This window comes from Neobacillus niacini, from assembly GCF_000759675.1.
Classification (GTDB): Bacteria; Bacillota; Bacilli; order Bacillales; family Cytobacillaceae; genus Neobacillus; species Neobacillus niacini_A.
This window is the reverse complement of sequence record NZ_BAWM01000152.1, coordinates 300,770-322,531: the sequence shown is the minus strand read 5'-3', so window position 1 is coordinate 322,531 and position 21,762 is coordinate 300,770. Positions and strand designations below refer to the sequence as shown.

The following is a 21,762-nucleotide window of genomic DNA, read 5'->3' as shown; positions in this document are numbered from 1 at the left end:
GTGGACGGATTTTGAAAATACTCGTGATTGAAGATAATACAAGTGTGTGTTCGATGATTGAAATGTTTTTTGCCAAGGAAGGAATTGAAGGGACCTTTGTGAATGACGGTCTTGAAGGTTACAACACTTTTAAAACAGGGACTTGGGACGCATTGATTGTCGACTGGATGCTTCCAGGTATGGACGGAGTAAGTATTTGCAGGAAAATAAGGGAAGAAAAACATACAGTGCCGATTATTATGCTGACAGCAAAGGATACCGAGTCCGATCAAGTGTTAGGACTTGAAATGGGAGCAGATGATTATGTCACAAAGCCATTTAGCCCACTTACTCTGATGGCGAGAATTAAGGCGGTAACACGCAGATATCAAACTCAAGTTACGAACCAAACAAATGATTTCCTGCAGTCAGAACATTTTAAAATTAGTAAAAATACGCGTGAAGTGCTTGTCGATGGGGTACCCATTACAAACCTTACTCCAAAAGAATTTGATCTCTTATATTATATGGTTGAACATCCGCGGCAGGTATTTTCTAGAGAACAGCTGCTGGAAAGGGTTTGGGGATATCAATTTTACGGTGATGAACGAACTGTAGATGTTCACATTAAGCGACTGCGGAAAAAAGTAGAAACAAAGACGCAGCCATTCTTCCACACTGTATGGGGAGTAGGTTATAAGTTTGATGAGTCGATTCAAACAGATAAGAATTAAATACTTTTCTCAACAGTTTATCAGCCACATTAGTATCATTATTGTCGCTTTTCTTGTCTTAAGTCTTTTGTTTTCTCAATATGTCGGTAATTTGGTGTATGAAAATAAATCAGACGAATTGATCTCCTATGGAGAAGCCATCCTTTCGGATATTGAACGAAATCCGATCGCAACGGATCAAATTATAAGTCAATATAGTAATGTTTTACGATCAAGAAAAATTAGTTTTAGTATGTTCGATCAAAAGGCAAACCTTTATGCTGTAGGAAGAAGTGGACCTGCTATTGAGTTGAAACCTTCAGAGTGGGAAAAGATTACAAATGGTAAAACCATTATTGTCCAAAGTGATTATAAGCGATTTGATCAAGATGGTGTTACCTTTGTTGTTTTACCTTATATTGATAATCGCGACAGGTTTATTGGCGGGATATTGTTAACCTCGCCTATCAGTGGTTCAAGTGCTATGATTCACCAAGTGAATCAATTTTTAATTTATACTATTCTAATTGCATTAGGTGTATCTTTTTTACTCAGCTGGCTGCTATCAAAAATCCATGTTAACCGGATTAAGCGGCTCCGTGAAGCTACATCGCTAGTGTCTGCTGGAGATTACCATGTACATGTGCCGTCCTCTAATTTTGATGAAATTGGTGAACTAGCCAATGACTTTAACCATATGGTAAAAAAATTAAACTATTCGATGGAGGAAATTGAAGCACTAGAGAATCGCAGACGTCAATTCATGGCTGATGTTTCACATGAAATGCGGACGCCGCTAACCACCATTAGCGGGGTCATTGAAGGCTTGAAAAATGACATGATTCCTGAAGAGGATAAAGAAAGAGGAATACAATTAGTTAGTCAGGAAGCAAAACGACTTATTCGTCTTGTAAATGAAAACCTAGATTACGAAAAAATTCGCTCGAATCAAATTCAGTTATTTCGGGAAGATATTCAGTTATTAGAACTACTAGAAATCATTCAAGAACAATTGTCAGTTCAGGGAGAAGAGAAAAACGTTCAAATCATCGTTGAGGCAGACGAAGAGGTGATGGTCAATGCTGACTATGATCGCCTTGTACAAATTCTGATAAATATTACAAAGAATAGTATTCAATTTACTTCAGATGGTACGATTTGGCTTAGAGGACGAAAGGAACAAAATGGTACGATAATTGAAGTTGAAGACACTGGGGTTGGAATTGATCCGAATGAAGTCGAAAAGATTTGGCGGCGTTTTTACAAATCTGAAATTTCCAGAACCAGCAATCCATATGGAGCATTTGGTCTAGGTCTATCGATTGTGAAACAGCTTGTTCTTCTTCATAACGGAGAGATTGATGTACAAAGCGAAAAAGGAAAAGGTACGAAATTTACCATTACCTTCAAACAGTAAGCAGCAGGGAGATCCCTGCTGCTTTTATTTTTGATAATTGTCTAACTTCAGCGCCTAGCCCCTCGAGGTCGCTTCGGTCCTGCGGATGAAGTCGAAAAGCGTGACTTCATCCACAGGCCCTACAGCGCTTGTCGGGGCTGAGCAAGGCGCTTGCGCTTTTCTTATTAAAAATAGAACTTTTTTCTTAATAATTTCCAATTCCCGTTATAGTTTGTTAACAGTTTTTTCATATTTGTGGGCTAAAGTATAAATAAGATAATAAATTACACAAATTCAAGTGTAAAGGAGTAGAAAGAGTATGAATTATAAAGATGAATTTGAAAGGGAACAAGACAAAACAATCGACCATACACCGGAAGAAACTTCAGACGTTCATAATAGCAAGCCAGAATATGAAACATTAACTCAACAAAATCAAGAAGGAGAGAGTGAATCAGCTTTTATCGCTAACGAACCAGAAAGCAAAGTAGTAGAAACGGAAGAAGGAAGTTCTGAAGAGGTTATATCAGAACAACCTATTAACCGGATCGAGCTGAAAAACAGTGCAAAGAAGAAAAAAAGAAATGTTAAAGGTTTTACGTCAATGGTAGCTGCAGGTGTGGTGGGTTCTGTTTTAACCTTAACCGTGCTGCCATACACAGACTACTTAGATAATTTTTCTAGCAATGTAGAAAGTCAATCGATTGGAAATGTTCAACAGAATACCGATGCGAATACCGTAACGGCTCAGCCAACATCAGTAAAAACATCCTCATCGATAGCAGATACAGTTGAACATCTTTCAAAAACGATTGTTGGGATCGTGAATTATCAGCAGCAGCAAAGCAGCGGATTATATGGAAGTAATCCTTCACAAAGTGTTGAAAGAGGTACAGGCTCAGGGGTTATTTTTCAAAAGAATAATGACATTGCCTATATTGTCACCAATAACCACGTTGTGGAGGGTGCAACAAAATTAGAGGTATCGTTATATAACGGTGAAAAAGTAAGTGCAGAAATTGTTGGAACTGACGCCTTAACCGATCTAGCTGTTTTAAAAATCGATAGTAAAAATGTGGAGGCAACTGCACAGTTTGGTGATTCCTCTACACTACGACCTGGTGACCAGGTGTATGCGATCGGAAATCCACTCGGCCTTGATTTATCTAGAACGGTAACCCAAGGTATCGTTAGTGCGATAAACAGAAGTATCGCCGTTAATACATCAGCGGGAAATTGGGAAACAAATGTTATTCAAACAGACGCTGCCATCAATCCTGGAAATAGCGGTGGAGCGTTAATTAACCCTGAAGGTTTAGTGATCGGAATTAACAGTTTAAAAATTGCAGATAGCGGTGTGGAGGGATTAGGATTTGCCATTCCTAGTAACGACCTTATTCCAATCGTTAATGAATTAATTGACAATGGTAAAGTCGATAGACCTTATCTCGGAATTGGACTTGCTGATTTATCGGAAGTGCCGCAATTATATTGGGAGAATCTACCTGAAAGTGTAAAAGAAGGGGTCATGATTACGGCGGTTGAACCAAATTCCGCAGCAGCAAATGGTGGTTTAGAAGCACAGGATGTGATAGTTTCCATGAATGGTACAAAAATCGCCAATTCCTCAGAATTAAGAAAGTATTTGTATTCTGATGTAAAAATGGGCGATGAAATTAAAATTGAAGTATATCGTGACGGAAAGCTTACCACTGTAAACGTTAAGCTAGCGAAATAATCTAAGGGAGCAATCTGAAGAATGGTTTTTATCAAGCAAAATAAAAAAATAGTTTTAATTATAGTGGTACTAATTCTAGCAATGGGTATTTTTCTAAGCTTAGCATTATCAAAGGATAAAGCCATTGCAAAAATAAATGGTGACGCCATCAGTAAAGATGAATTGTATGATGTGATGGTGAAGCAATATGGAGCGGCTACGGTTGAACAATTAATAGCCGATAAAATTGTTGCCTCTGAAGCAAAAAAACAAAAGGTCTCTGTATCAGAGGCAGATTTGAATAAAGAAGTAAATAAATTAAAAGAATCATATGGTGGCGAAGACGTGTTTAACCAGGTGTTGGAGTCCAATAATACTTCGGTTGATGTCCTTAAAGAAGAATTAAAAAACTATTTAACGTTACGTAAGCTTCTTGAACCGCAAATAGAGATTACCGATGAAGAGTTACAGACTTATTTTGATGAGAATAAGGATACTTTCGGCGAAGCAGAACAAGTGAAAGCAAGTCATATTTTGGTTGAAGATGAAGCGACTGCGAAGGAAATTAAACAAAAGCTAACCGATGGAGCTGATTTCGCAGAATTAGCAAAGGAATATTCAACCGATGAGGGTTCTAAAGAAAATGGCGGAGAGCTTGGCTTTTTCCCTAAAGGTACGATGGTAACAGAATTTGAGGATGTAGCCTTTGCACTGCCAATTAATGAAATTAGTGATCCAGTAAAATCAGATTATGGGTATCATATTATTAAGGTTGAAGAGAAAAAGGAAGCAAAAGAAGCAAATTTTGATGACAGTAAAGCTGATATTAAAGAAACCTTGATTGGTCAAAAAATGGAAAATGAATACTCCACTTGGCTAGAAGAAAAGAAAAAGGATTATGATATTGAAAATTCCCTTGAAAGTGTAGTTTGATAACTGTTCATGAAGAGGTGAAAATGGTGAATCAGGTGGGAAGATATGCAGCTAGTGAAGAAGTAGATGCGTTCGAACTGATGAAAATGGTCATGGATCTACCTGAAAAAGACAAAATGCTTATGTGGTCTCAAGGGTATATCGATTTGGTTGTTGAAAAATTGCCTGAGTATGCTCGCGATATTTTAGAGAATCGAAAGGAAAAATGGGAGGATACGAGGGAGTTTTATCAGGATCAGATTGAAGAAATCATCAATGATGAGGAATTTCAAAAACAGGCAAAGGGCGAACGGAAGGCGTTTGCCCTTTTTGTCATGGAGCATTATCGCGAGCTCCAGTCCTTGTTATTTGCTGCATATGATGGAAAAATAACCGAAGAAGATTTCAGGAAATTTGTTTACCTGCGGCGGTTTGGTGGCAGGAAAAAGTATCTTCATTAGGGCTGTCTCGCGGGATTATCAGCTAAATGGGCGGGATTATTATAAAAAGTCGCGGGAATAATTCGAATTCTTGCCGGATTATGTCTGAAACTCGCGGGAAAATGGCTGAAACAGGGGGATAATGTTAAAAACCTTTTGATTAGTCAGAAAAAATAGGCTTGCAATCAAGACTAGATATATTTACAATAAACCTATCTTGAGTTGAAACGGAGGTGTAAGGAGATGGTCCGTTCTATTTTTGTACGTGTACAGTGGCTTGAAGCGCTATATTTGTGCCGTGCAATTTTTCATGAGGTAGTTTTCAAAGGGGGGAGTCTGTCCTTTTTTCAAAATTACAAAATGAATATAGAACGATAACACGTCTCTTTACCCATTAGTAAAATAGGTTATAAGAGGGTGCATTTATAGCACTCTTTTTTCATGCCATTTTTTAATGCTGCGGGTATCTATGGATGCCTGCATTTTTTTATTAGGCTGTGTTAAAGCTAATTGTTGATTTTGCACTCTGTTGATTGGAGTGGAAGGCGTGAGACTCCTGCGGGAGGACGGGGCAGGGGAGACCCCGCATGCGCTTAAGCGCCGAGGAGGCTCCCCGGACCGCCCGCGGAAAGCGAAGCGCCTGGAGCGGAAATCAACAGACAAGTTTAACACAGCCATTTATTAAAGAGAGTGTTCAAAAAAAGGAGAATGAACATGATCGTATGTAGTGTTAATCATATAGCAAAATCATTTGGCGGAAATATTATTTTTGAAGATTTATCCTTTGAAGTCCACGAAGGAAGCAGGATTGGCTTAGTTGGACGAAACGGTTGCGGGAAAACGACATTGTTAAAGCTGCTTGCCAATCAAGAAGCAGTTGACGGTGGCGTTATTCATTGGAAAAAAGGGCTCAAAATTGGCTACCTTGCACAAATCCCTGATTATAAGGACCTAACTGTTAAAGGAGTATTAAAGACAGCATTTGAGCAGTTGGTGGAGACAGAATCAAAACTTCAGCAATTAGAGATTGAAATGGGGCAGGTGCTTATTCCTAACCAGTTACAAAGGCTCATGGATCAATACGGAAAGCTCCAGGATGAGTTCATCTTAAACGGCGGCTATGAAATGGATGCGCAAATGGATCGTGTTTCACATGGCTTAAACATCACTGAGCTTTTGGATAGGTCTTTTTCACTCTTAAGTGGTGGTGAAAAGACGAAGGTCGGTCTTGCGTTAAGCTTATTAAAGAAACCTGAGCTGCTGTTATTAGATGAACCAACGAACCATTTAGACTTAATGGCGATCGAGTGGCTCGGGACGTTCCTTAAGGAATATACAGGCACCATTATTCTTATTTCTCATGACCGCTACTTTTTAGATGAAGTTGTTACAAAAGTACTCGATATGGAAGATGGCGAAATTGAGCTTTACCATACAAACTTTAGCGGCTTTGTGAAAGAGAAAGAAGAGCGGTTATTACGGGAGTTCCAGGAATATCAGGAGCAGCAACGGAAGATTAAAAAAATGAAGGAAGCGATAAAACGACTTCGTGAATGGGCAAATCGTGCCAATCCACCTAGCGCAGCACTTCATAAACGGGCTACGAATATGCAAAGGGCACTCGACCGAATTGAGAAACTTGACCGTCCAAAGCTTGATGTGAAAAAAATGGCGATTGATTTTGAAGCCAATGAACGAAGTGGGAAGGATGTCATTAAACTAGATGATGTCTCAAAAAGCTTTGGCAGCCGCACGCTTTTTGAAAAAGTAAATATGCTTGTTCAGTACAAGGATCGAACAGCTATTGTCGGTGAAAACGGAACGGGAAAATCAACCCTGTTAAAGATGATTCTTCGTGAATGCGAAGGTGACCAAGGAACTATTAAAGTTGGCAGTAATGTGAAAATCGGCTATTTATCTCAACATGTCTTTCATAGTATTGGGGATGAAAGGGTAATAGATGTTTTCCGTTCAGAAGTACCTGTTAATGAAGGGGAAGCACGCCATATTTTAGCACGTTTTTTGTTTTACGGACCAGCTGTTTTCCGAAAGGTTAATCAAATGAGTGGTGGAGAAAGAATGCGATTACGTCTTGCTCAGCTTATGTATCAAGACATCAATCTTCTGATACTAGATGAACCGACGAACCACCTTGATATTGATTCCTGTGAGGTTTTAGAGGAGGCTCTTGAACAATTTAATGGTACGATTTTAGCTGTGTCGCATGATCGATATTTTCTTAATAAATTATTTAATAAAATTTATTGGCTTCAAGATGGGACAGTTTACTTCTTTGATGGGAACTATGACTGGGCAAAGGGAAAATTAAATTCAGTAAAGGTGACGCAGCCAGCACCACCTGGAAAAATAGCACCTAAAAAGGTTGATATTCCTCCCCAAGCTGCAGTAACATCTATCAAGACTCTGGATATAGAACAAAAGCTTGAGGAGCTAGAAGCTCAAATTTACTCATTGAAGCAGAAAATGGAAACAGGATTTGATTTGGAAATGCTTCAAAAACAATTCGCAGAATTAGAACAGATGGAAATCGAGAGAGACAATTTATATAAACAACTAGATGATGTGGTGTAAGTTTACAGTCCATCCTCAAGAGAATAATTTCTCTTGGGGATTTTTTTTCGATTTCATTCTTGCAAGGGTTTATAATAGGAAATGAAATCACAAAAGGGGGAATTTTGATGGTGTATCAAGCGGATAATTCTCGATATGATACGATGAAATACCATAGAAGCGGTCGGTCTGGATTACAATTACCAGCGATATCATTAGGTTTATGGCATAATTTTGGCGGAGTTGATACATACGAGAATGGCCGTTCATTGCTTAGAAGAGCATTTGATTTAGGGATTACTCACTTCGACCTTGCAAACAATTACGGACCACCACCTGGGTCCGCTGAAGAAATGTTCGGCCGAATGATAAAAACGGATTTTGCACCCTACCGAGATGAGATGATTATTTCCTCAAAAGCTGGTTATACGATGTGGCCTGGACCATACGGCGATTGGGGTTCAAGAAAATATCTCATTGCTAGTTTAGATCAAAGCTTAAGACGAATGGGATTAGAATATGTCGATATTTTCTATTCACATCGTCCGGACCCAAATACACCTCTCGAAGAAACGATGGGTGCACTAGATTCAATCGTCCGCCAAGGTAAAGCTTTGTATGTTGGAATTTCAAACTATAATGCAGAACAAACAGAGGAAGCGGTAAAAATACTGAATCGCTTGGGAACTCCACTTGTCATCCATCAACCAAGCTATTCGATGCTAAATCGCTGGATAGAAGATGGTTTGCAGGATGTATTACAAGAAAATGGAGTTGGCTCGATTGCATTTTGTCCGCTAGCTCAAGGCTTGTTAACAAATAAATATATTAACGGCATTCCAACGGATTCTCGTGCGGCAAAAACAGCAAGCTTTTTAAGCAAAGATCAAGTCACCGAAGATGTAGTAAATCGGGTGAAAAAGCTGAATGAGATTGCGGTTGAACGCGGACAAAACCTTGCACAAATGGCTCTTGCATGGGTTCTCAGAGGAGGAAGAGTAACATCCGCATTAATCGGTGCAAGTCGAGTAAGTCAAATAGAAGAGAATGTTGCTGCTTTAAAAAATCTTTCTTTCTCAGAAGAAGAATTAAATAGAATCGAATATATATTAAAAAGTTAATCAGTTTTTGCGCTATGGTTTGTAAAGAGTACTTGGCTTTACGGTTAACGATTTATCTACCCATAATATCATATAGGTGTACACATATGGGAGGTGACGTTATGGCAGTAGTAAAAGCCAGTTCATCGGATATTGACCTTTTAGCAAGGCTATTAAGAGCAGAAGCAGAAGGAGAAGGCGAACAAGGTATTAGGACAATTCCGCAAATGGTTTACCATCCACATGCATTTGAAGCTACAACAAAAGGTTATTTTTATCAACGCGCTGAACGGCCGAAAGATGCTTAGCTCAAAGAGCCGTTAATGGAACAAGAATTTGGCCTTCTAAATTTGCTCTTTGGTATTTTAGACCTCCGGGTGATTGTCCGCAAACATGGTATGATCAACCCTTTGTTGGACGATTTAAGCTGCATTGTTTTTATCAGCCTTCTGGTGAAGAATGCGAAAATATTTATAACACCTTTTAAGTTCAATGGAGCCGTGAATTTTACGGCTCTATTTATTTTGCTTTCCGAAATATACGGCAATCATTATAATTAAACTTATTAACAATTAAGGTTGGTATAAAATGAATAGATTCTCAATAAAACAATTAATTCTACTCCTAACGGTTACATTAGCCGGTGTGATCTGGTCGGTTATTTTCCATCATCCGCTCGTCATAGGGTTTCTGCCAGGGTATCTTATTCTTGTCATTCTTTCAAAACAGAATAAGCAATCTATTAAACAAATCCTCCTGATTAGTATAAGAGGAGTTTATAAGACTAGAATTGTTATTCTAATTCTATTCCTAGTTAGTTTTTTACTTCCTTCCTGGTATTTGTCGGGAACAATTGATCAAATGGTAAAAATCGCACTTTATTTTATTAATCCGGACTATTTTTTTGTGTTAACGTTTATTACGGCGATGGTCTTTTCGATGCTTCTTGGTACAACAGTAGGAACTCTTAGCGCGATTGGTATTCCTATTTTGGGAACAGCTGTCGTCCTAAATTTGCCAGCTGAGGTTGTAGCAGGAGCGCTGGTTTCAGGTGCGTTTGTCGGAGACCGAACTTCTCCCTTTTCTAGCGCTCATCAACTTTTAGCCCATACATTAGAATTACCGGTAAAAAAGCAATGGAATGCCATGATCCTTACAACGGCTATGGCTGTTGTGGTATCTTTGCTGTTCTACAGTGCATTTGACCTCTTTTCCGCGTCGAAAATGAATCATGCAGTCTCATTGCAATGGAGAGAGTTGACGCTGTTGAAGTTTATTCCGCCCATTGTTTTGCTGCTTCTAGTCCTGTTTAGACTGAGCATTATTTATGCTTTTCTATCAAGTGTACTAAGTGCTGCAATCATTTCTATAATAGAAGGTGATGATGTTTCAGATATAGCGTTCGCTTTTTGGAATGGGATAGAAGGGCTAGGCGGGGGATTCCTTCATATGTACGGACTGCTGCTGTTTCTTGCTTTGGCAGGTGCCTATAACGGTCTATTGGAGGAATTGAATGTCATTCAGCCTTATCTGGATAAATGGCTGCAAAGTTCAACTTCTTTAACAGGTGACACATTAAAAACCTTTTCAGCTACCTTATTAATCAGTTTTATTGCAGCTAATCAAACGCTTCCGATTATCTTAACGGGGAGATCCTTCTTACCTCATTGGAATAGTAAATATGGGAAGGAGGAATTAGCGCGAGTCATGGGTGATACAACGATGTTATTCCCAGGAATGGTCCCATGGAGTGTGCTAGCGATTATGTGCAGTACCATTGTCGGAATTCCCATCTTGGAGTATTTGCCCTATGCGATATTTTTATGGCTATTACCACTTTTAACGCTTATGGTTTCCATGTTCAAACATGCCCGTAAAACGAAAAGAGTAGTTGCTGCTTAACGAAACGGAGTTTATCCTCCGTTTTTTTTTGTTGTGATGAACATCATTGTCCAAACATATAAGTGGTTATATAGAGATTTGGACAAGGGATGGGAATCATGCTTAAAAAATTGGCCGTGATCGGATTTGGAAGTACGATGATTGGAATAGGTGTGAACGGATTTATTTTGCCCTTCCATCTTATTAATGGCGGAATGTTTGGGATTAGCTTATTATTCAACTATCTATGGCATTTTAGTATTGGATTAACCTTTGTTTTTTTGAATATCCCGGTTTACCTTCTAGCATATAAATCGGATTTTGACTATTTTTTTTATGGGTTGATAGGGGCTTTTTTTTCAGGATTCATGATTGAATTGTTAATGCCTTTAAAGGATGTATTTGATTTACCGATCATTAGCTCGGTCATCATTGGTGGTCTTATCATTGGTATCGGTGTAGGGACCATGCTAAGAAATCATATAAGTCCAGGTGGAATGGATTTGCTCGCATTATTACTTGCAAAATGGACAAAAATTAACGTAGGGATTATTGCTTATGTGATTGATACAGTGATTATTTTGTCGAGTCTATTGATTCTTCAGGAACCTAGATTACTATATTCGTTGTTAATCGTTTCGATCGTTGGGTTACTAGCGACCGCCTTCACCTCTTGGAATCATTATGAAAAATGAAAATGGTTTAGTAAAATAGAGTCAATAATGTTTAGTGAATTGAGGGTCAATATGTTGAAGCCAGTAAATGATCATATAAAAGAACATTTAAAGATTTTATTTGTCGGATTCAATCCGAGTATACGTTCAAGTGAAACGGGACATCATTTTGCCAATCCTAACAACCGATTTTGGCGAATTTTATATGAAGCGGGTTTGACTCCTCGGAAATTTGACGCTTCTGAAGACGCTAAGCTGTTAGGTCTGGGTATGGGGATCACTAATATTGTGGTTAGACCTACAAAAGCAGCCGATGAGATTACTAAGGAAGAATACAAAGAAGGAAAAGATATTCTCCGCAATAAGATAGAGATGTTAAAGCCGAAGGTGGTTTGTTTTGTTGGGAAGGGAGTGTATCAAGAATATAGTGGCTTGAAAAATGTTCCGTGGGGAAGGCAGCAGAAAGCAGTGGTTCCAGGCACGATTGACTTTGTCGCACCATCGTCTAGCGGTCTAGTTAGAATGAAGGTGGAGGAAATCGTAGAAATTTATAAGAAACTAGAGGAAATTATATCTCTCTAATAGTAATTTAACTCCAATTCTGTACAGATATTGCGATTTTGAAGATATACCAGCGTTAATTAGAATATATCGGCGTAAAATGAAATATATCAGCGATAATCTAAATATACCTGCGATCCACAAAAAACAACGACGGAACTCATAGTCCCGTCGAGTTATTTTTCGAATTTCTTTCGATAATGAGCAAATGCCAGCAACGGAAAAATATAACGGTAACTTTGATAGTGAATATAAAAAGCACCGGCCATTCCTTGCCCTTTCGGGTAGGCTGTCGTCCAATCTTCTTTTTGTAGATTCTTTAATAAATATGAAATACCTTTGCGGATTTCTGGTGTTGGTTTATCTGAAACACTTATTAAAGTATCCAATGCCCAGGCTGTATGGGTTAAAGTGCTAGCACCCAGCGGTTTATATGTCTGTTTACTATCGCTATAACAGGATTCGCCCCAGCCGCCATCTGCGTTTTGAATTCGGGACAGCCACTCTACTGCTTTTTGAATCGAAGCCTCACTTTCAGGAACACCAACTGCTGCTAAACCGGTTACCGCGCCCCATGTACCATAAATATAACAAATGCCCCATCTTCCATACCAAGATCCATCTAACTCTTGATGATTCAACAGCCATTTTACTCCCTTTTTAATACTTTGGTGGTCTTTTGATAAATTGGTATAGTTACCGAAGTACTCCAGGGTACGACCTGTGATATCTGCACACGATGGATCAGTTAGGATAAACTCTGCTTTCTCGATGGGGAGAATTTCAAATAGCTTTTTATCCGTATTTTTTTCAAAAGCAGCCCAGCCGCCATCATCGTTTTGCATCGAAAGTACCCAGTTTATCCCCCGACTCCAGGCGTCAAGATTGCCTGAATCCATTCTAGAAATCGATCGTAAAGATGTAGTTGTATCATCAACGTCAGGGTGGATGGTATTAACATCGGAGAAACCCCAGCCTCCTGGCAAACTAGTAGGATTATGAATAACCCAATCTCCAAATTTATCGTGCTGTCTTTTTAGTAAATATTGATTTGCTTTCTTAACCATTACATCTCCTGGTGAAATCCCAGCTTCTTGTAGTGCATAGCCAATTAACGAGGTATTCCACACATTTGCTGTCGTGTATTGCATATGCGGAAGTCCGGTGATTTCACATTTCATTGAACGAATCCCCTCAATCGCTGCTGTGATAACAGGATCGGATTTCTTATACCCAAGTGCAATTAGTGCGAAAATCATTAAAAAAGTAGAGCTGTAGTAGCTGTAAAACGTTCCATCCTCTTCAATATGATCAAGCATATATTTCTTCGCGCGCTGTATGGCCAGCTTATGAAGCTGTTGGGGCAAGCCGATTAAATTCTTTACTCCTTCTTCGATATATGAGATGAGAGAACGCATTTCCTCCGAACGAAACCAGGAATCAGGTTCATCCCTGTCTACTCGTAAATCCGAAAGGTCAGGACTCCTATTCGTCTTTAAGGTAATTTTCTTATCAGCAAGAATCATCATAGGGGTTAGATTTGCCCTGCCGTATACGGAAAAGGAATAGAAATTGATTGGAAAATAGAGTGGTAATAGGATGATTTCAATCGGAAGCGGAGAGAAGGATGGCCATTTTAATTGCCCTGTTAAGGCCAACATTACCTTTGTGAACATATTAACCTCTTCTATCCCACCCTTGGATAAAATGAACTTTTTTGCAGTTTGAAGACGTTTATCCGTCTTATCATAGTATCCAGAGTACAGAAGTGAGTAATAAGATTCTACGGTAGATGTGAGATTTCCATCACGTTCATCATGAAAAAGCTTCCAGGTACCATTTTTTTCTTGCTTGCTTAAAATTCTTTCTGCAAGTCCCTTAATTAATTCTTCATCATTTATTTCCAATGTCCGTAATAAAATGATCGTATAGGCATCTGTCGATATTCCAGTTTCAAATGGATAATTCCAGGAGCCATCGGGAGATTGATCCCTTCTAAGCATTTCAACCAGCCAGTCAATGCCTTTACTTGTATTGATCATCGCAAGCGTTCATCCTCTCCCAATTGAATATTCTCATCTATACATATTCAGGAACTAGAAGGAGAATTCTCGAGGGAGGTAATGGTTATTTTTTTTATCAGAAGCAGGGAAAAACCGCCGATTGAAACCATTAAGGATGAATTAAAGGAAAAAATGAAACAGACAGCCGTCATCGACAACAATAAATTAACAAATGATGATAAGGGTCTTTTAGAAAGGATAAGGAGGAATACAAGGGAACTGAACCAGAATAATGTCATAAGGACTAAGGCTTATTTTGATTTTTATCAAAAACATCCCGAAATCCATTGGGCATTCCTAGGTCATATGGTATCAAGGAATGGCGGCTGGAACATGACCGATCTAAAGGGTGATCTCCTCACACGTCTGCTTACGAAAAAAGAAAGGAATGCCTATTTTACTTTTTTAGAGCGGGGAAATTGGCTGATTTTTCAAGACGCCTATCCACAATTTTTACTATACAGTGAAAGCTTAAATAGAAATAAACCACTTTTTTACCTGCTGCCATATTTAAATGTTTCTACCTTCATGGATACTATTTGGAATTATTTTTGGAGGAGACCAGACCCGTACATTCTCACAATAGCTCTCGTTATTAATGAGCAAAATTATTTGGAAAAAAGGGTGATCCAAAACCCAATCTATCAAAAGGATGTTTTAAACACATTGGAGTTTAAACTACAGGATTACCTTTCTTTTAATCATATTTTGTTTCCCTATCGAAAAAAGAGTCTAGCCGGGCAAACGCTCCATCAATTTCAATCCTTACATGAGCGTATTTTATTAGGAAAAAGATTGTATGCTGTCCTTTTTCAAAGATTAAATCAATTCGTAGACTGGTCAAAAGCTCAACCACATACAGGTTCAAGAAAAGATTATTGGCCGCATATCTTTAATAATGTAAACGAAGGAATTCCTGGGATTCCTTATCAGCTTCGTTTAAATGCCTGCAAGCTGAGATGGGGGGCTAGAAGAATATATAGTCCAGATTTAACGTCTGCATGGAAAAATGTTCATCACCAAGAAGCGGAAAAGGGAGATTGGTTTAGTGATTGGCAGGTAGCCGACTATCTCTCGGAGCTTAGTGAAACACAAATAAACGGGGAGATTGAATATGAATACTGTAAAACGCTCGAAAGGCTTGAACTTGCCGCCTTGGCAAAAAAAGTCATTACCATTTTTGATTAAAGAATATGCCCCTGCAGTACTTTTGGCGATATTGCTGGGTACTAGCTTGGATCTTTATTTTGTTGGCAAGAATATGTACATGTTCCCAATAAGACCGTTTCCTGAGGTATTTTCGATTAATATTGCTTTCACCTTCGTAGGGCTTCCAACTCTTGTCCTAGTGTACCTTATTAAGATGAAGCAGGTAAATAAATGGGGAAAAGTGGGAATTACTTTATTTCTCAGCCTATTAATGCCCATCTTTGAGAGGTTTTCTGAACTGTTTGGTCTTTTTGAGCATTCTAGTGACTGGAAGCATATATATAGCTCCTATGGCTATTTGGTTTTCTTCTCATTTATTTATTTATTTTATCTATTGACAAATAAAGAACATTAAAAAAGCCAAGACCGAAGTCTTGGCTTTTTGCAATGCCGCTAAGAAGCGACACTACGTACCCCTTCCGTCCGTACAGTGGTTAAGTGTCCCGCAACAAGCGAATGTTCGGAAGGGGTACTGTTATAGTACCACAAATTTATTGATTTAAACCATGGAACTTTCTTTTCTGCTGTGGAAAGTGTATGATTAAAATGAATTTTTTTACATAAGGAGATGGTAATAGTGGCAAAAAAAGGACATATTCACATGCAAAATGGTGAAAAAATCGAATTTGAATTGTATCCAAACGAAGCACCAGGTACCGTTGAAAACTTTGAAAAGTTAGTTAATAGCGGCTTTTACAATGGTTTAACATTCCACCGCGTTATTCCTGGTTTCGTTAGCCAAGGGGGATGCCCAGAAGGTCGTGGAACGGGTGGTCCAGGCTACACCATTAAATGTGAAACACAAGGAAATCCACACACACATGTACCAGGTGCACTTTCTATGGCACATGCTGGTAAAGATACAGGCGGCAGCCAATTCTTTATCGTTCATGAGTCTCAGCCACATCTGAATGGTGTTCACACTGTTTTTGGTAAAGTGACTACTGGTCTTGAGGCAGCGAAAGCAATGAGAAATGGCGATATCATGGAAAAAGTGGAAGTATACGACGAAGAATAGTCGTTAGTTAAAAGGACCTTGTCATAAGGTCCTTTTTTTGTACCATCAATTCCTCAAGGAATGAATCTATTCTCTAAGGGCAAAGTAACCTTAAATCATTACCATGGGAGGTTTTTATGAAAAGGTTTGCTCTGTTACTTATCCCATTTTTGTTGCTATCCTTACAAAATCCAGCATCAGCTGAGAAAAATGATAAAAAACAGCTTAAAGCGGCTATTATTATTGATGATTTTGGTGGTGGAACAGGCGGAGTTAGGGATTTCCTTGAAGGAGACATTCCGATTACCGCTGCGGTCATGCCTTTTACAGAACATTCAAAGAAGCATGCCGAATGGGCGCATAAAAATGGATTTGAGGTAATCGTTCATTTACCCATGCAACCAAAAAAAGGGAAGCGATCTTGGCTGGGTCCCAAACCGATTACGGTCGATCTTTCAACTAAAGAGGTTAAACAAAGGGTGGAGGAAGCATTAAAGTCCGTTCCATATGCAGTTGGGATGAATAATCATATGGGCTCTCTTGCGGTAGAGGACGAGGAAATCGTCAGAGCCATTGTTGAAGTGGCGAAAGAGAGAAAGTTGTATATTATCGATAGTGCAACAAGCCCAAAATCAAAGTTTCCAAAAGTTGCGAAGGAATTGAATGTGCCGCTTTTAAAAAGAGATGTTTTCCTTGATGACATTTCATCGTCTAGCCATGTGAGAAAACAGATGATGAGATTGGCTAAAATAACTGAATTCACTGGCAGGGGAATTGCCATTGGTCATGTTGGGGTAACAGGAAAGGTTTGCTATGTAGGGATTTTTCAATCGATGGATGAATTTAAGCAACGCAATATCAAAATAGTACCCGCCTCGCAGCTATTTTCAATAAAATTAACAGAACAATATTTCGTCCCATAAAAAAATGGCTCAGTTCATTAGAATTGAGCCATTTTTTCTTCTGATTGTTCAACTAATTATAATTTGATTAATTAGCTACACTAGCCTTCACTTTGTTAGAAGACACATTTGCTTGCCTCTTCCAGAACAATGTAATAACGATTCCTAGAGATAGGATCACAGTGGCAATGTAGTAAGGGTAGTTAATATCTATATCAAATAATATACCCCCTATGATTGGTCCACAAATGTTCGCTAAACTTGTAAACATAGAGTTCATTCCACCAACGAAACCTTGTTCGTTCCCGGCGATATTTGAAAGGTATGAAGTAACTGCTGGTCGGAATAAATCGAATCCTACAAAAACTATAAATGTAACAAGTAAAATAGAGAAATATGAATGCACAACGGTCATTAAAAAGACAAGCAAGGCTGATAATATTAAACTGTATCGAATCAGTTTAATTTCACCCCAAATCCGTGTAAGCCTATCAAACAATATTACTTGTGAAATTGCACCAAAAATTGCACCACCTGTAATAACAATGGCTATATCGGATGGTTTAAATTGAAATTTGTGGTCTACAAATAGACTAAAGAACGATTCAAAAGCTGCTAAACCAAACGAGGCAATAAAAATTAAAATAAACGCAAGGAAATATTTTGGTGCAATCATACGTTTGAAGCCATTCTTAGCTTCTGAGACATGTTCATTATTTTCCTTTGTACGATCTGGCTCAGATAATAAAATAATCGAAAGAATGGCAGCTATTGTACCAAGTGCACCTGCGAAAAAGAATGGTATACGTGTTCCAAATTCCGCTAAGAATCCACCAATACCCGGACCGATGATAAATCCTGTACTAATGGCAGCTGACATATAACCGAGTGCTTTGGGACGAGTATCCAAATTTGTTATATCTGAAATATAAGCCGTAACCGCAGGCATAATGAATGCGGCACTAATTCCACCTAAAATACGAGAGAGAAATAACATTTCAATTTCTTTGCCGATTCCAAATAATAATTCTGAGATGCCGAAAATAAATAAGCCAATTACAATCATAATTTTCCTGCCGAATTTATCGACGGCTTTCCCTGCAAATGGTGAAACAATCAATTGAGCAATTGCGAAAGCTGCTGTTAAATAACCAACTGTTGTTCCCGTTATGCCTAATTCATTCATTAGCGTAGGTAAAACTGGAATCACAAGTCCAATTCCCAAAAAGGCTATGAATAAATTCATTAATAATAATCCTAAGGTGACTTTTTGAGTCTTCATCTTCTACATTCTCCTTAACAAAACTAACTTATTGTTTATCATTTGTTTACATTTTCCATCCTAGTGTATATAGTAACTATATAGTCAAGGGTGGTGCGGTAAAAAATGAATAAAAAGAATGGAAAATATTTATCTACGGGTGAATTTGCGAAGCTTTGCAAAGTAAACAAACAGACTCTCTTTTACTACGATCAAATTGGACTTTTGTCTCCGATATTGAAAAATGAAAAAGGGTACCGTTATTATTCAATTCGCCAAATAGAGTTATTCTTTGTTATTGATTTATTAAAAGATCTTGATATGTCGCTTAACGATATTCGACAATACATGCAAAATAAATCTCCTGAAAGTTATTTGTCAATAATGTATCAAAAAAAAGAAGAGATTGTGAAAAAGCGTCAGGAGATTGAAATGAAGGAAAAATTTATCGAGGCACAAATAGCATTAATGGAAGAAGCGTCACACCTTGATTTTCATCAAGTTACACTTGAACAATTACCAGAGGCAACACTTTATTTAAGTAGAAATATTGAAAATATAACGGAAGAAGAATTTGTAGAGGTCGTTTCAGATTTTATAAATGAATTGAACGTATCACATCTTGATACTGGATATCCAATAGGTGTTATCACGAAACGGGAGCAAGTATTAAAGGGAGAATTCACTAATTATAGCTATTTATATATTGAACAACCAAATCCAAAGGAAGGACATCCGTATTTTCAAACGGTTAAGGGTGATTTTATCATTGGATATCATATTGGGGATGAGAAAACAATACATAACACATATAAGCGACTTTTTTTAGAGATTGAACGTTTATATTTATCCTTAGGAGATTATGTTTTTGAAGAGTATATCTATGATTCTGTTGTAAAGAATCATAAGGAACATTATGTCACCAAAATTATGATACAAGTCGATCAAAAATAATCTGCAATAACTCTTCATAGTTGGGCTTGGGAAAATTAACCCAAGCTTTTTTTATTTTTAAATCTTTGATATAGAGACGGCCTTATTTTAAAATTATTCTAACTAAATTTTTGAAATTTATTAAGAGAATAATGGAATCATGAAAACGAAGTGCTTTCCATCATTATCTAAACTTGATACAATGTCTTCTATCAATCTATTATGTAATTTTCTTAGGAAGGAATTTAAATCATGAAATTAGTTTCTTGGAACGTCAATGGGCTAAGAGCCTGTGTTAATAAAGGATTTTTAGATTACTTTAAAGAAGTTAACGCAGATATGTTCTGTGTACAGGAGACAAAATTACAGGAAGGTCAAATCTCCCTAGACCTCGAAGGTTACCATCAATACTGGAATTATGCTGAAAAAAAGGGCTATTCAGGTACTGCTGTTTTTACAAAAATGGAACCAATTTCAGTTCGTTATGGTTTAGGGAATGAGGATTCACAAGATGAAGGCCGAATCCTTACGTTAGAATTTGAAAAGTTTTACCTTGTGAATGTTTACACACCGAATTCTCAAAGAGATTTAGCGAGACTGGGTTACCGATTAGAATGGGAAGATCGGATCATCTCACATTTAAAAGAATTAGACCAAGTTAAGCCAGTAGTATTATGCGGTGATTTAAATGTGGCACATCAGGAAATTGACTTGAGAAATCCAAAATCTAATTTAGGTAATTCTGGCTTCACAGTTGAGGAGCGTGGAAAGATGACATCACTGCTCGAGTCAGGTTTTGTCGATAGCTATCGCCATTTTTATCCCGAAAAAGAAGGAGCCTATTCGTGGTGGAGCTACATGGCAAAGGTTCGTGAGCGTAATATTGGCTGGCGGATTGATTATTTTATTGTCTCTGAAAGACTTTGTGATTCTTTAAAAAACGCGGATATACATTGTGAAATAATGGGCAGTGATCATTGTCCAGTCGTCCTAGAATTTGAACTATAAATCATCATAAGTTTTTCTTATTGGAAATCATAAAAACCTCGTAATTTTATTTATAAGCAAGATGGAATAAATTAGAATTAAGAGGTGATAGAGAATGGATATTAAAAGTGACGTTCAACAGCAATTTGGAAAAAATGCTGCTTCGTACGTTTCCAGTCCGATTCATAAGGATGGTAAAGACTTATTGAAGATGGTGGAAATGGCCCAAATCAATGGACAGGAAGTTCTGCTTGATATTGCAACAGGCGGTGGTCATACAGCCAATGCGTTTGCATCATTGGTTAAAAAAGTAACAGCAGTTGATCTTACTTCTGAGATGTTGGCAGCGGCTGAGGAATTCATTAAAGAAAATGGTTATCAAAATGTGGAATTTGTTCAAGGTGATGCCGAGAAATTGACTTTTACCGATGAGTCGTTTGAAATCGTTACCTGCAGGATTGCGCCACATCATTTTCCGAATGTGGATTTATTCATAAAAGAAGTACATCGAGTATTGAAGCCAGGTGGACAATTTTTATTGGATGATAATGTTGTACCCGAGACTGAGGAATTCGATCAATTTTATAATACGATTGAGAAAAAACGTGATTATAGCCATTTTCGCGCCTGGAGGAAATCCGAATGGATCCAAAAGCTCGAGGAAAGTGGTTTGGAAGTTTTTGAATGGCACCGGTTTGAGAAGACGTTTCGATTTGAACCATGGTGTGCCAACATGAAGCTTTCAGAATCAGAAAAGACTTATTTAACCAAATACATTCTTGAATCTTCCGAAAAGATTAAAGATAAATTTAGAATCGTCATACAAGATGAAAAAATTATTTCCTTTGTTGGAGAAGCAATTATTTTAAAGGCGTTAAAGCGAAAGTAAAAAACCCAGTGTACAAAAAAGAACTTTTTCTTTTGTACACTGGGTTTTTTAGAATTCAAAAGGACTGTGTAAGTCATTTAGCGCTGTTCCAAAAACATCAAATTCAGGTGATTTCTCACCGTTACTTGAGTTTTCTTCCTGATCTACATGATTCGGACCAATTTTTTCGGCGTCTTTTTTCTGGTTGTAACTCAAGGTTACATCATCTCCTTTTTTGGGGAATGAATTATATTGTATTTTTTCCCATAAAAAAGGTTCTAAACCATTTTTTTAATCTTTTCGTGACAAAATCTGTGTCTGTTTTTATAGGAATTTAATATATTGTAGGATAATTTCAGTAGTTTTTTTACTTCCAAAAAAATCCTTAAAATTTAGTGTTGATTTCTGTCGTAATTCGTTGTAAGATTATCAATGTCGCTGCTACGACGTAGCGAAGTTAGCAACTTAGTTTTCTATTATGCGGGTGTGGCGGAATTGGCAGACGCACCAGACTTAGGATCTGGCGCCGCAAGGCGTGGGGGTTCAACTCCCTTCACCCGCACCAAAATTTTTTGCAAAGCAAAATAATTTTCCATAT

General features: G+C 37.9%; 22 protein-coding genes, 1 tRNA gene and 1 pseudogene. 21 read left to right on the top strand and 3 right to left on the bottom strand.

The features are described 5' to 3' along the window. The first annotated feature begins 11 nt into the window (after positions 1–11). The 13 genes and pseudogenes from TR08_RS28005 (at position 12) to TR08_RS27955 (ending at position 11,965) form a co-directional block, all read left to right on the top strand. Positions 12–713, top strand: coding sequence for a response regulator transcription factor (locus tag TR08_RS28005; RefSeq protein WP_045523854.1), 702 nt, complete (start codon positions 12–14; stop codon positions 711–713). Continuing rightward, a complete protein-coding gene (locus TR08_RS28000) occupies positions 685–2,109 on the top strand; it encodes a sensor histidine kinase (protein ID WP_081954681.1) in 1,425 nt (474 codons plus the stop codon). Before TR08_RS28005 ends, TR08_RS28000 begins: the two co-directional genes overlap by 29 nt. A 298-nt stretch (positions 2,110–2,407) precedes the next feature. After that, entirely contained in the window at positions 2,408–3,826 is a 1,419-nt protein-coding gene (locus TR08_RS27995) for a S1C family serine protease (RefSeq protein ID WP_081954680.1), read from the top strand. Positions 3,827–3,847: 21 nt separating this feature from the next. Continuing rightward, positions 3,848–4,738, top strand: a complete 891-nt coding sequence (locus tag TR08_RS27990) for a peptidylprolyl isomerase (protein ID WP_045523853.1) — start codon at positions 3,848–3,850, stop codon at positions 4,736–4,738. Between the two features lie 23 nt (positions 4,739–4,761). After that, complete coding sequence (locus TR08_RS27985) at positions 4,762–5,178, top strand: hypothetical protein (RefSeq protein WP_238579264.1); 417 nt, start codon at positions 4,762–4,764, stop codon at positions 5,176–5,178. 222 nt (positions 5,179–5,400) lie between these two features. Further along, positions 5,401–5,535 (top strand): RAxF-45 family protein, encoded by a 135-nt coding sequence (locus tag TR08_RS33800; RefSeq protein WP_095251092.1) that lies wholly within the window; start codon positions 5,401–5,403, stop codon positions 5,533–5,535. A 209-nt stretch (positions 5,536–5,744) separates the two neighbouring features. Beyond that, positions 5,745–5,885: a hypothetical protein gene (locus tag TR08_RS32890; RefSeq protein WP_193747865.1), complete on the top strand. Its 141-nt coding sequence runs from the start codon at positions 5,745–5,747 to the stop codon at positions 5,883–5,885. Then, positions 5,872–7,749, top strand: coding sequence for a ribosomal protection-like ABC-F family protein (abc-f, locus tag TR08_RS27980; protein ID WP_045523852.1), 1,878 nt, complete (start codon positions 5,872–5,874; stop codon positions 7,747–7,749). Before TR08_RS32890 ends, abc-f begins: the two co-directional genes overlap by 14 nt. A 107-nt stretch (positions 7,750–7,856) precedes the next feature. Further along, on the top strand, positions 7,857–8,849 hold the full coding sequence (gene mgrA, locus TR08_RS27975) for an L-glyceraldehyde 3-phosphate reductase (protein WP_045523851.1): 993 nt from the start codon (positions 7,857–7,859) through the stop codon (positions 8,847–8,849). A gap of 101 nt (positions 8,850–8,950) precedes the next feature. Continuing rightward, positions 8,951–9,315, top strand: a pseudogene (locus tag TR08_RS27970) (cell wall hydrolase). 101 nt (positions 9,316–9,416) lie between these two features. Next, positions 9,417–10,730: a Na+/H+ antiporter NhaC family protein gene (locus tag TR08_RS27965; protein ID WP_045523850.1), complete on the top strand. Its 1,314-nt coding sequence runs from the start codon at positions 9,417–9,419 to the stop codon at positions 10,728–10,730. Positions 10,731–10,828: 98 nt separating this feature from the next. Then, a complete protein-coding gene (locus TR08_RS27960; protein WP_045523849.1) occupies positions 10,829–11,404 on the top strand; it encodes a YitT family protein in 576 nt (191 codons plus the stop codon). A gap of 54 nt (positions 11,405–11,458) precedes the next feature. Continuing rightward, positions 11,459–11,965, top strand: coding sequence for a mismatch-specific DNA-glycosylase (locus tag TR08_RS27955; protein ID WP_152597551.1), 507 nt, complete (start codon positions 11,459–11,461; stop codon positions 11,963–11,965). 155 nt (positions 11,966–12,120) lie between these two features. On the opposite strand, the gene shc is transcribed toward TR08_RS27955, so the two are convergent. Then, positions 12,121–13,986: a squalene--hopene cyclase gene (gene shc / locus TR08_RS27950; protein WP_045523847.1), complete on the bottom strand. Its 1,866-nt coding sequence runs from the start codon at positions 13,984–13,986 to the stop codon at positions 12,121–12,123. Positions 13,987–14,067: 81 nt separating this feature from the next. On the opposite strand from shc, the gene TR08_RS27945 reads away from it, so the two are divergent. From TR08_RS27945 to TR08_RS27930, 4 genes are all read left to right on the top strand, one after another. Further along, entirely contained in the window at positions 14,068–15,195 is a 1,128-nt protein-coding gene (locus TR08_RS27945; protein ID WP_152597543.1) for a DUF2515 domain-containing protein, read from the top strand. Beyond that, positions 15,122–15,571, top strand: a complete 450-nt coding sequence (locus tag TR08_RS27940; protein WP_045523846.1) for a CBO0543 family protein — start codon at positions 15,122–15,124, stop codon at positions 15,569–15,571. The genes TR08_RS27945 and TR08_RS27940 overlap by 74 nt, the downstream gene beginning before the upstream one ends. Positions 15,572–15,793: 222 nt before the next feature. After that, on the top strand, positions 15,794–16,234 hold the full coding sequence (locus TR08_RS27935) for a peptidylprolyl isomerase (RefSeq protein WP_045523845.1): 441 nt from the start codon (positions 15,794–15,796) through the stop codon (positions 16,232–16,234). Between the two features lie 116 nt (positions 16,235–16,350). Further along, the gene (locus tag TR08_RS27930) at positions 16,351–17,136 is read left to right on the top strand and encodes a divergent polysaccharide deacetylase family protein (RefSeq protein WP_045523844.1); all 786 of its coding nucleotides are present in this window, start codon (positions 16,351–16,353) and stop codon (positions 17,134–17,136) included. 67 nt (positions 17,137–17,203) lie between these two features. On the opposite strand, the gene norA is transcribed toward TR08_RS27930, so the two are convergent. Next, entirely contained in the window at positions 17,204–18,397 is a 1,194-nt protein-coding gene (gene norA, locus TR08_RS27925) for a multidrug efflux MFS transporter NorA (protein ID WP_045523843.1), read from the bottom strand. 105 nt (positions 18,398–18,502) lie between these two features. On the opposite strand from norA, the gene TR08_RS27920 reads away from it, so the two are divergent. The 3 genes from TR08_RS27920 to TR08_RS27910 all read left to right on the top strand — a co-directional run bounded on the left by TR08_RS27920 (position 18,503) and on the right by TR08_RS27910 (position 21,185). Next, a complete protein-coding gene (locus TR08_RS27920) occupies positions 18,503–19,330 on the top strand; it encodes a MerR family transcriptional regulator (RefSeq protein WP_045523842.1) in 828 nt (275 codons plus the stop codon). A 231-nt stretch (positions 19,331–19,561) separates the two neighbouring features. After that, a complete protein-coding gene (locus tag TR08_RS27915) occupies positions 19,562–20,317 on the top strand; it encodes an exodeoxyribonuclease III (protein ID WP_045523841.1) in 756 nt (251 codons plus the stop codon). Between the two features lie 94 nt (positions 20,318–20,411). After that, complete coding sequence (locus TR08_RS27910) at positions 20,412–21,185, top strand: class I SAM-dependent methyltransferase (protein WP_045523840.1); 774 nt, start codon at positions 20,412–20,414, stop codon at positions 21,183–21,185. Between the two features lie 48 nt (positions 21,186–21,233). On the opposite strand, the gene TR08_RS32885 is transcribed toward TR08_RS27910, so the two are convergent. Continuing rightward, complete coding sequence (locus tag TR08_RS32885) at positions 21,234–21,380, bottom strand: hypothetical protein (RefSeq protein WP_193747864.1); 147 nt, start codon at positions 21,378–21,380, stop codon at positions 21,234–21,236. Between the two features lie 264 nt (positions 21,381–21,644). Here TR08_RS32885 and TR08_RS27905 point away from each other — a divergent pair. Continuing rightward, positions 21,645–21,729: transfer RNA gene (locus TR08_RS27905), tRNA-Leu, on the top strand. Positions 21,730–21,762: the final 33 nt, after the last annotated feature.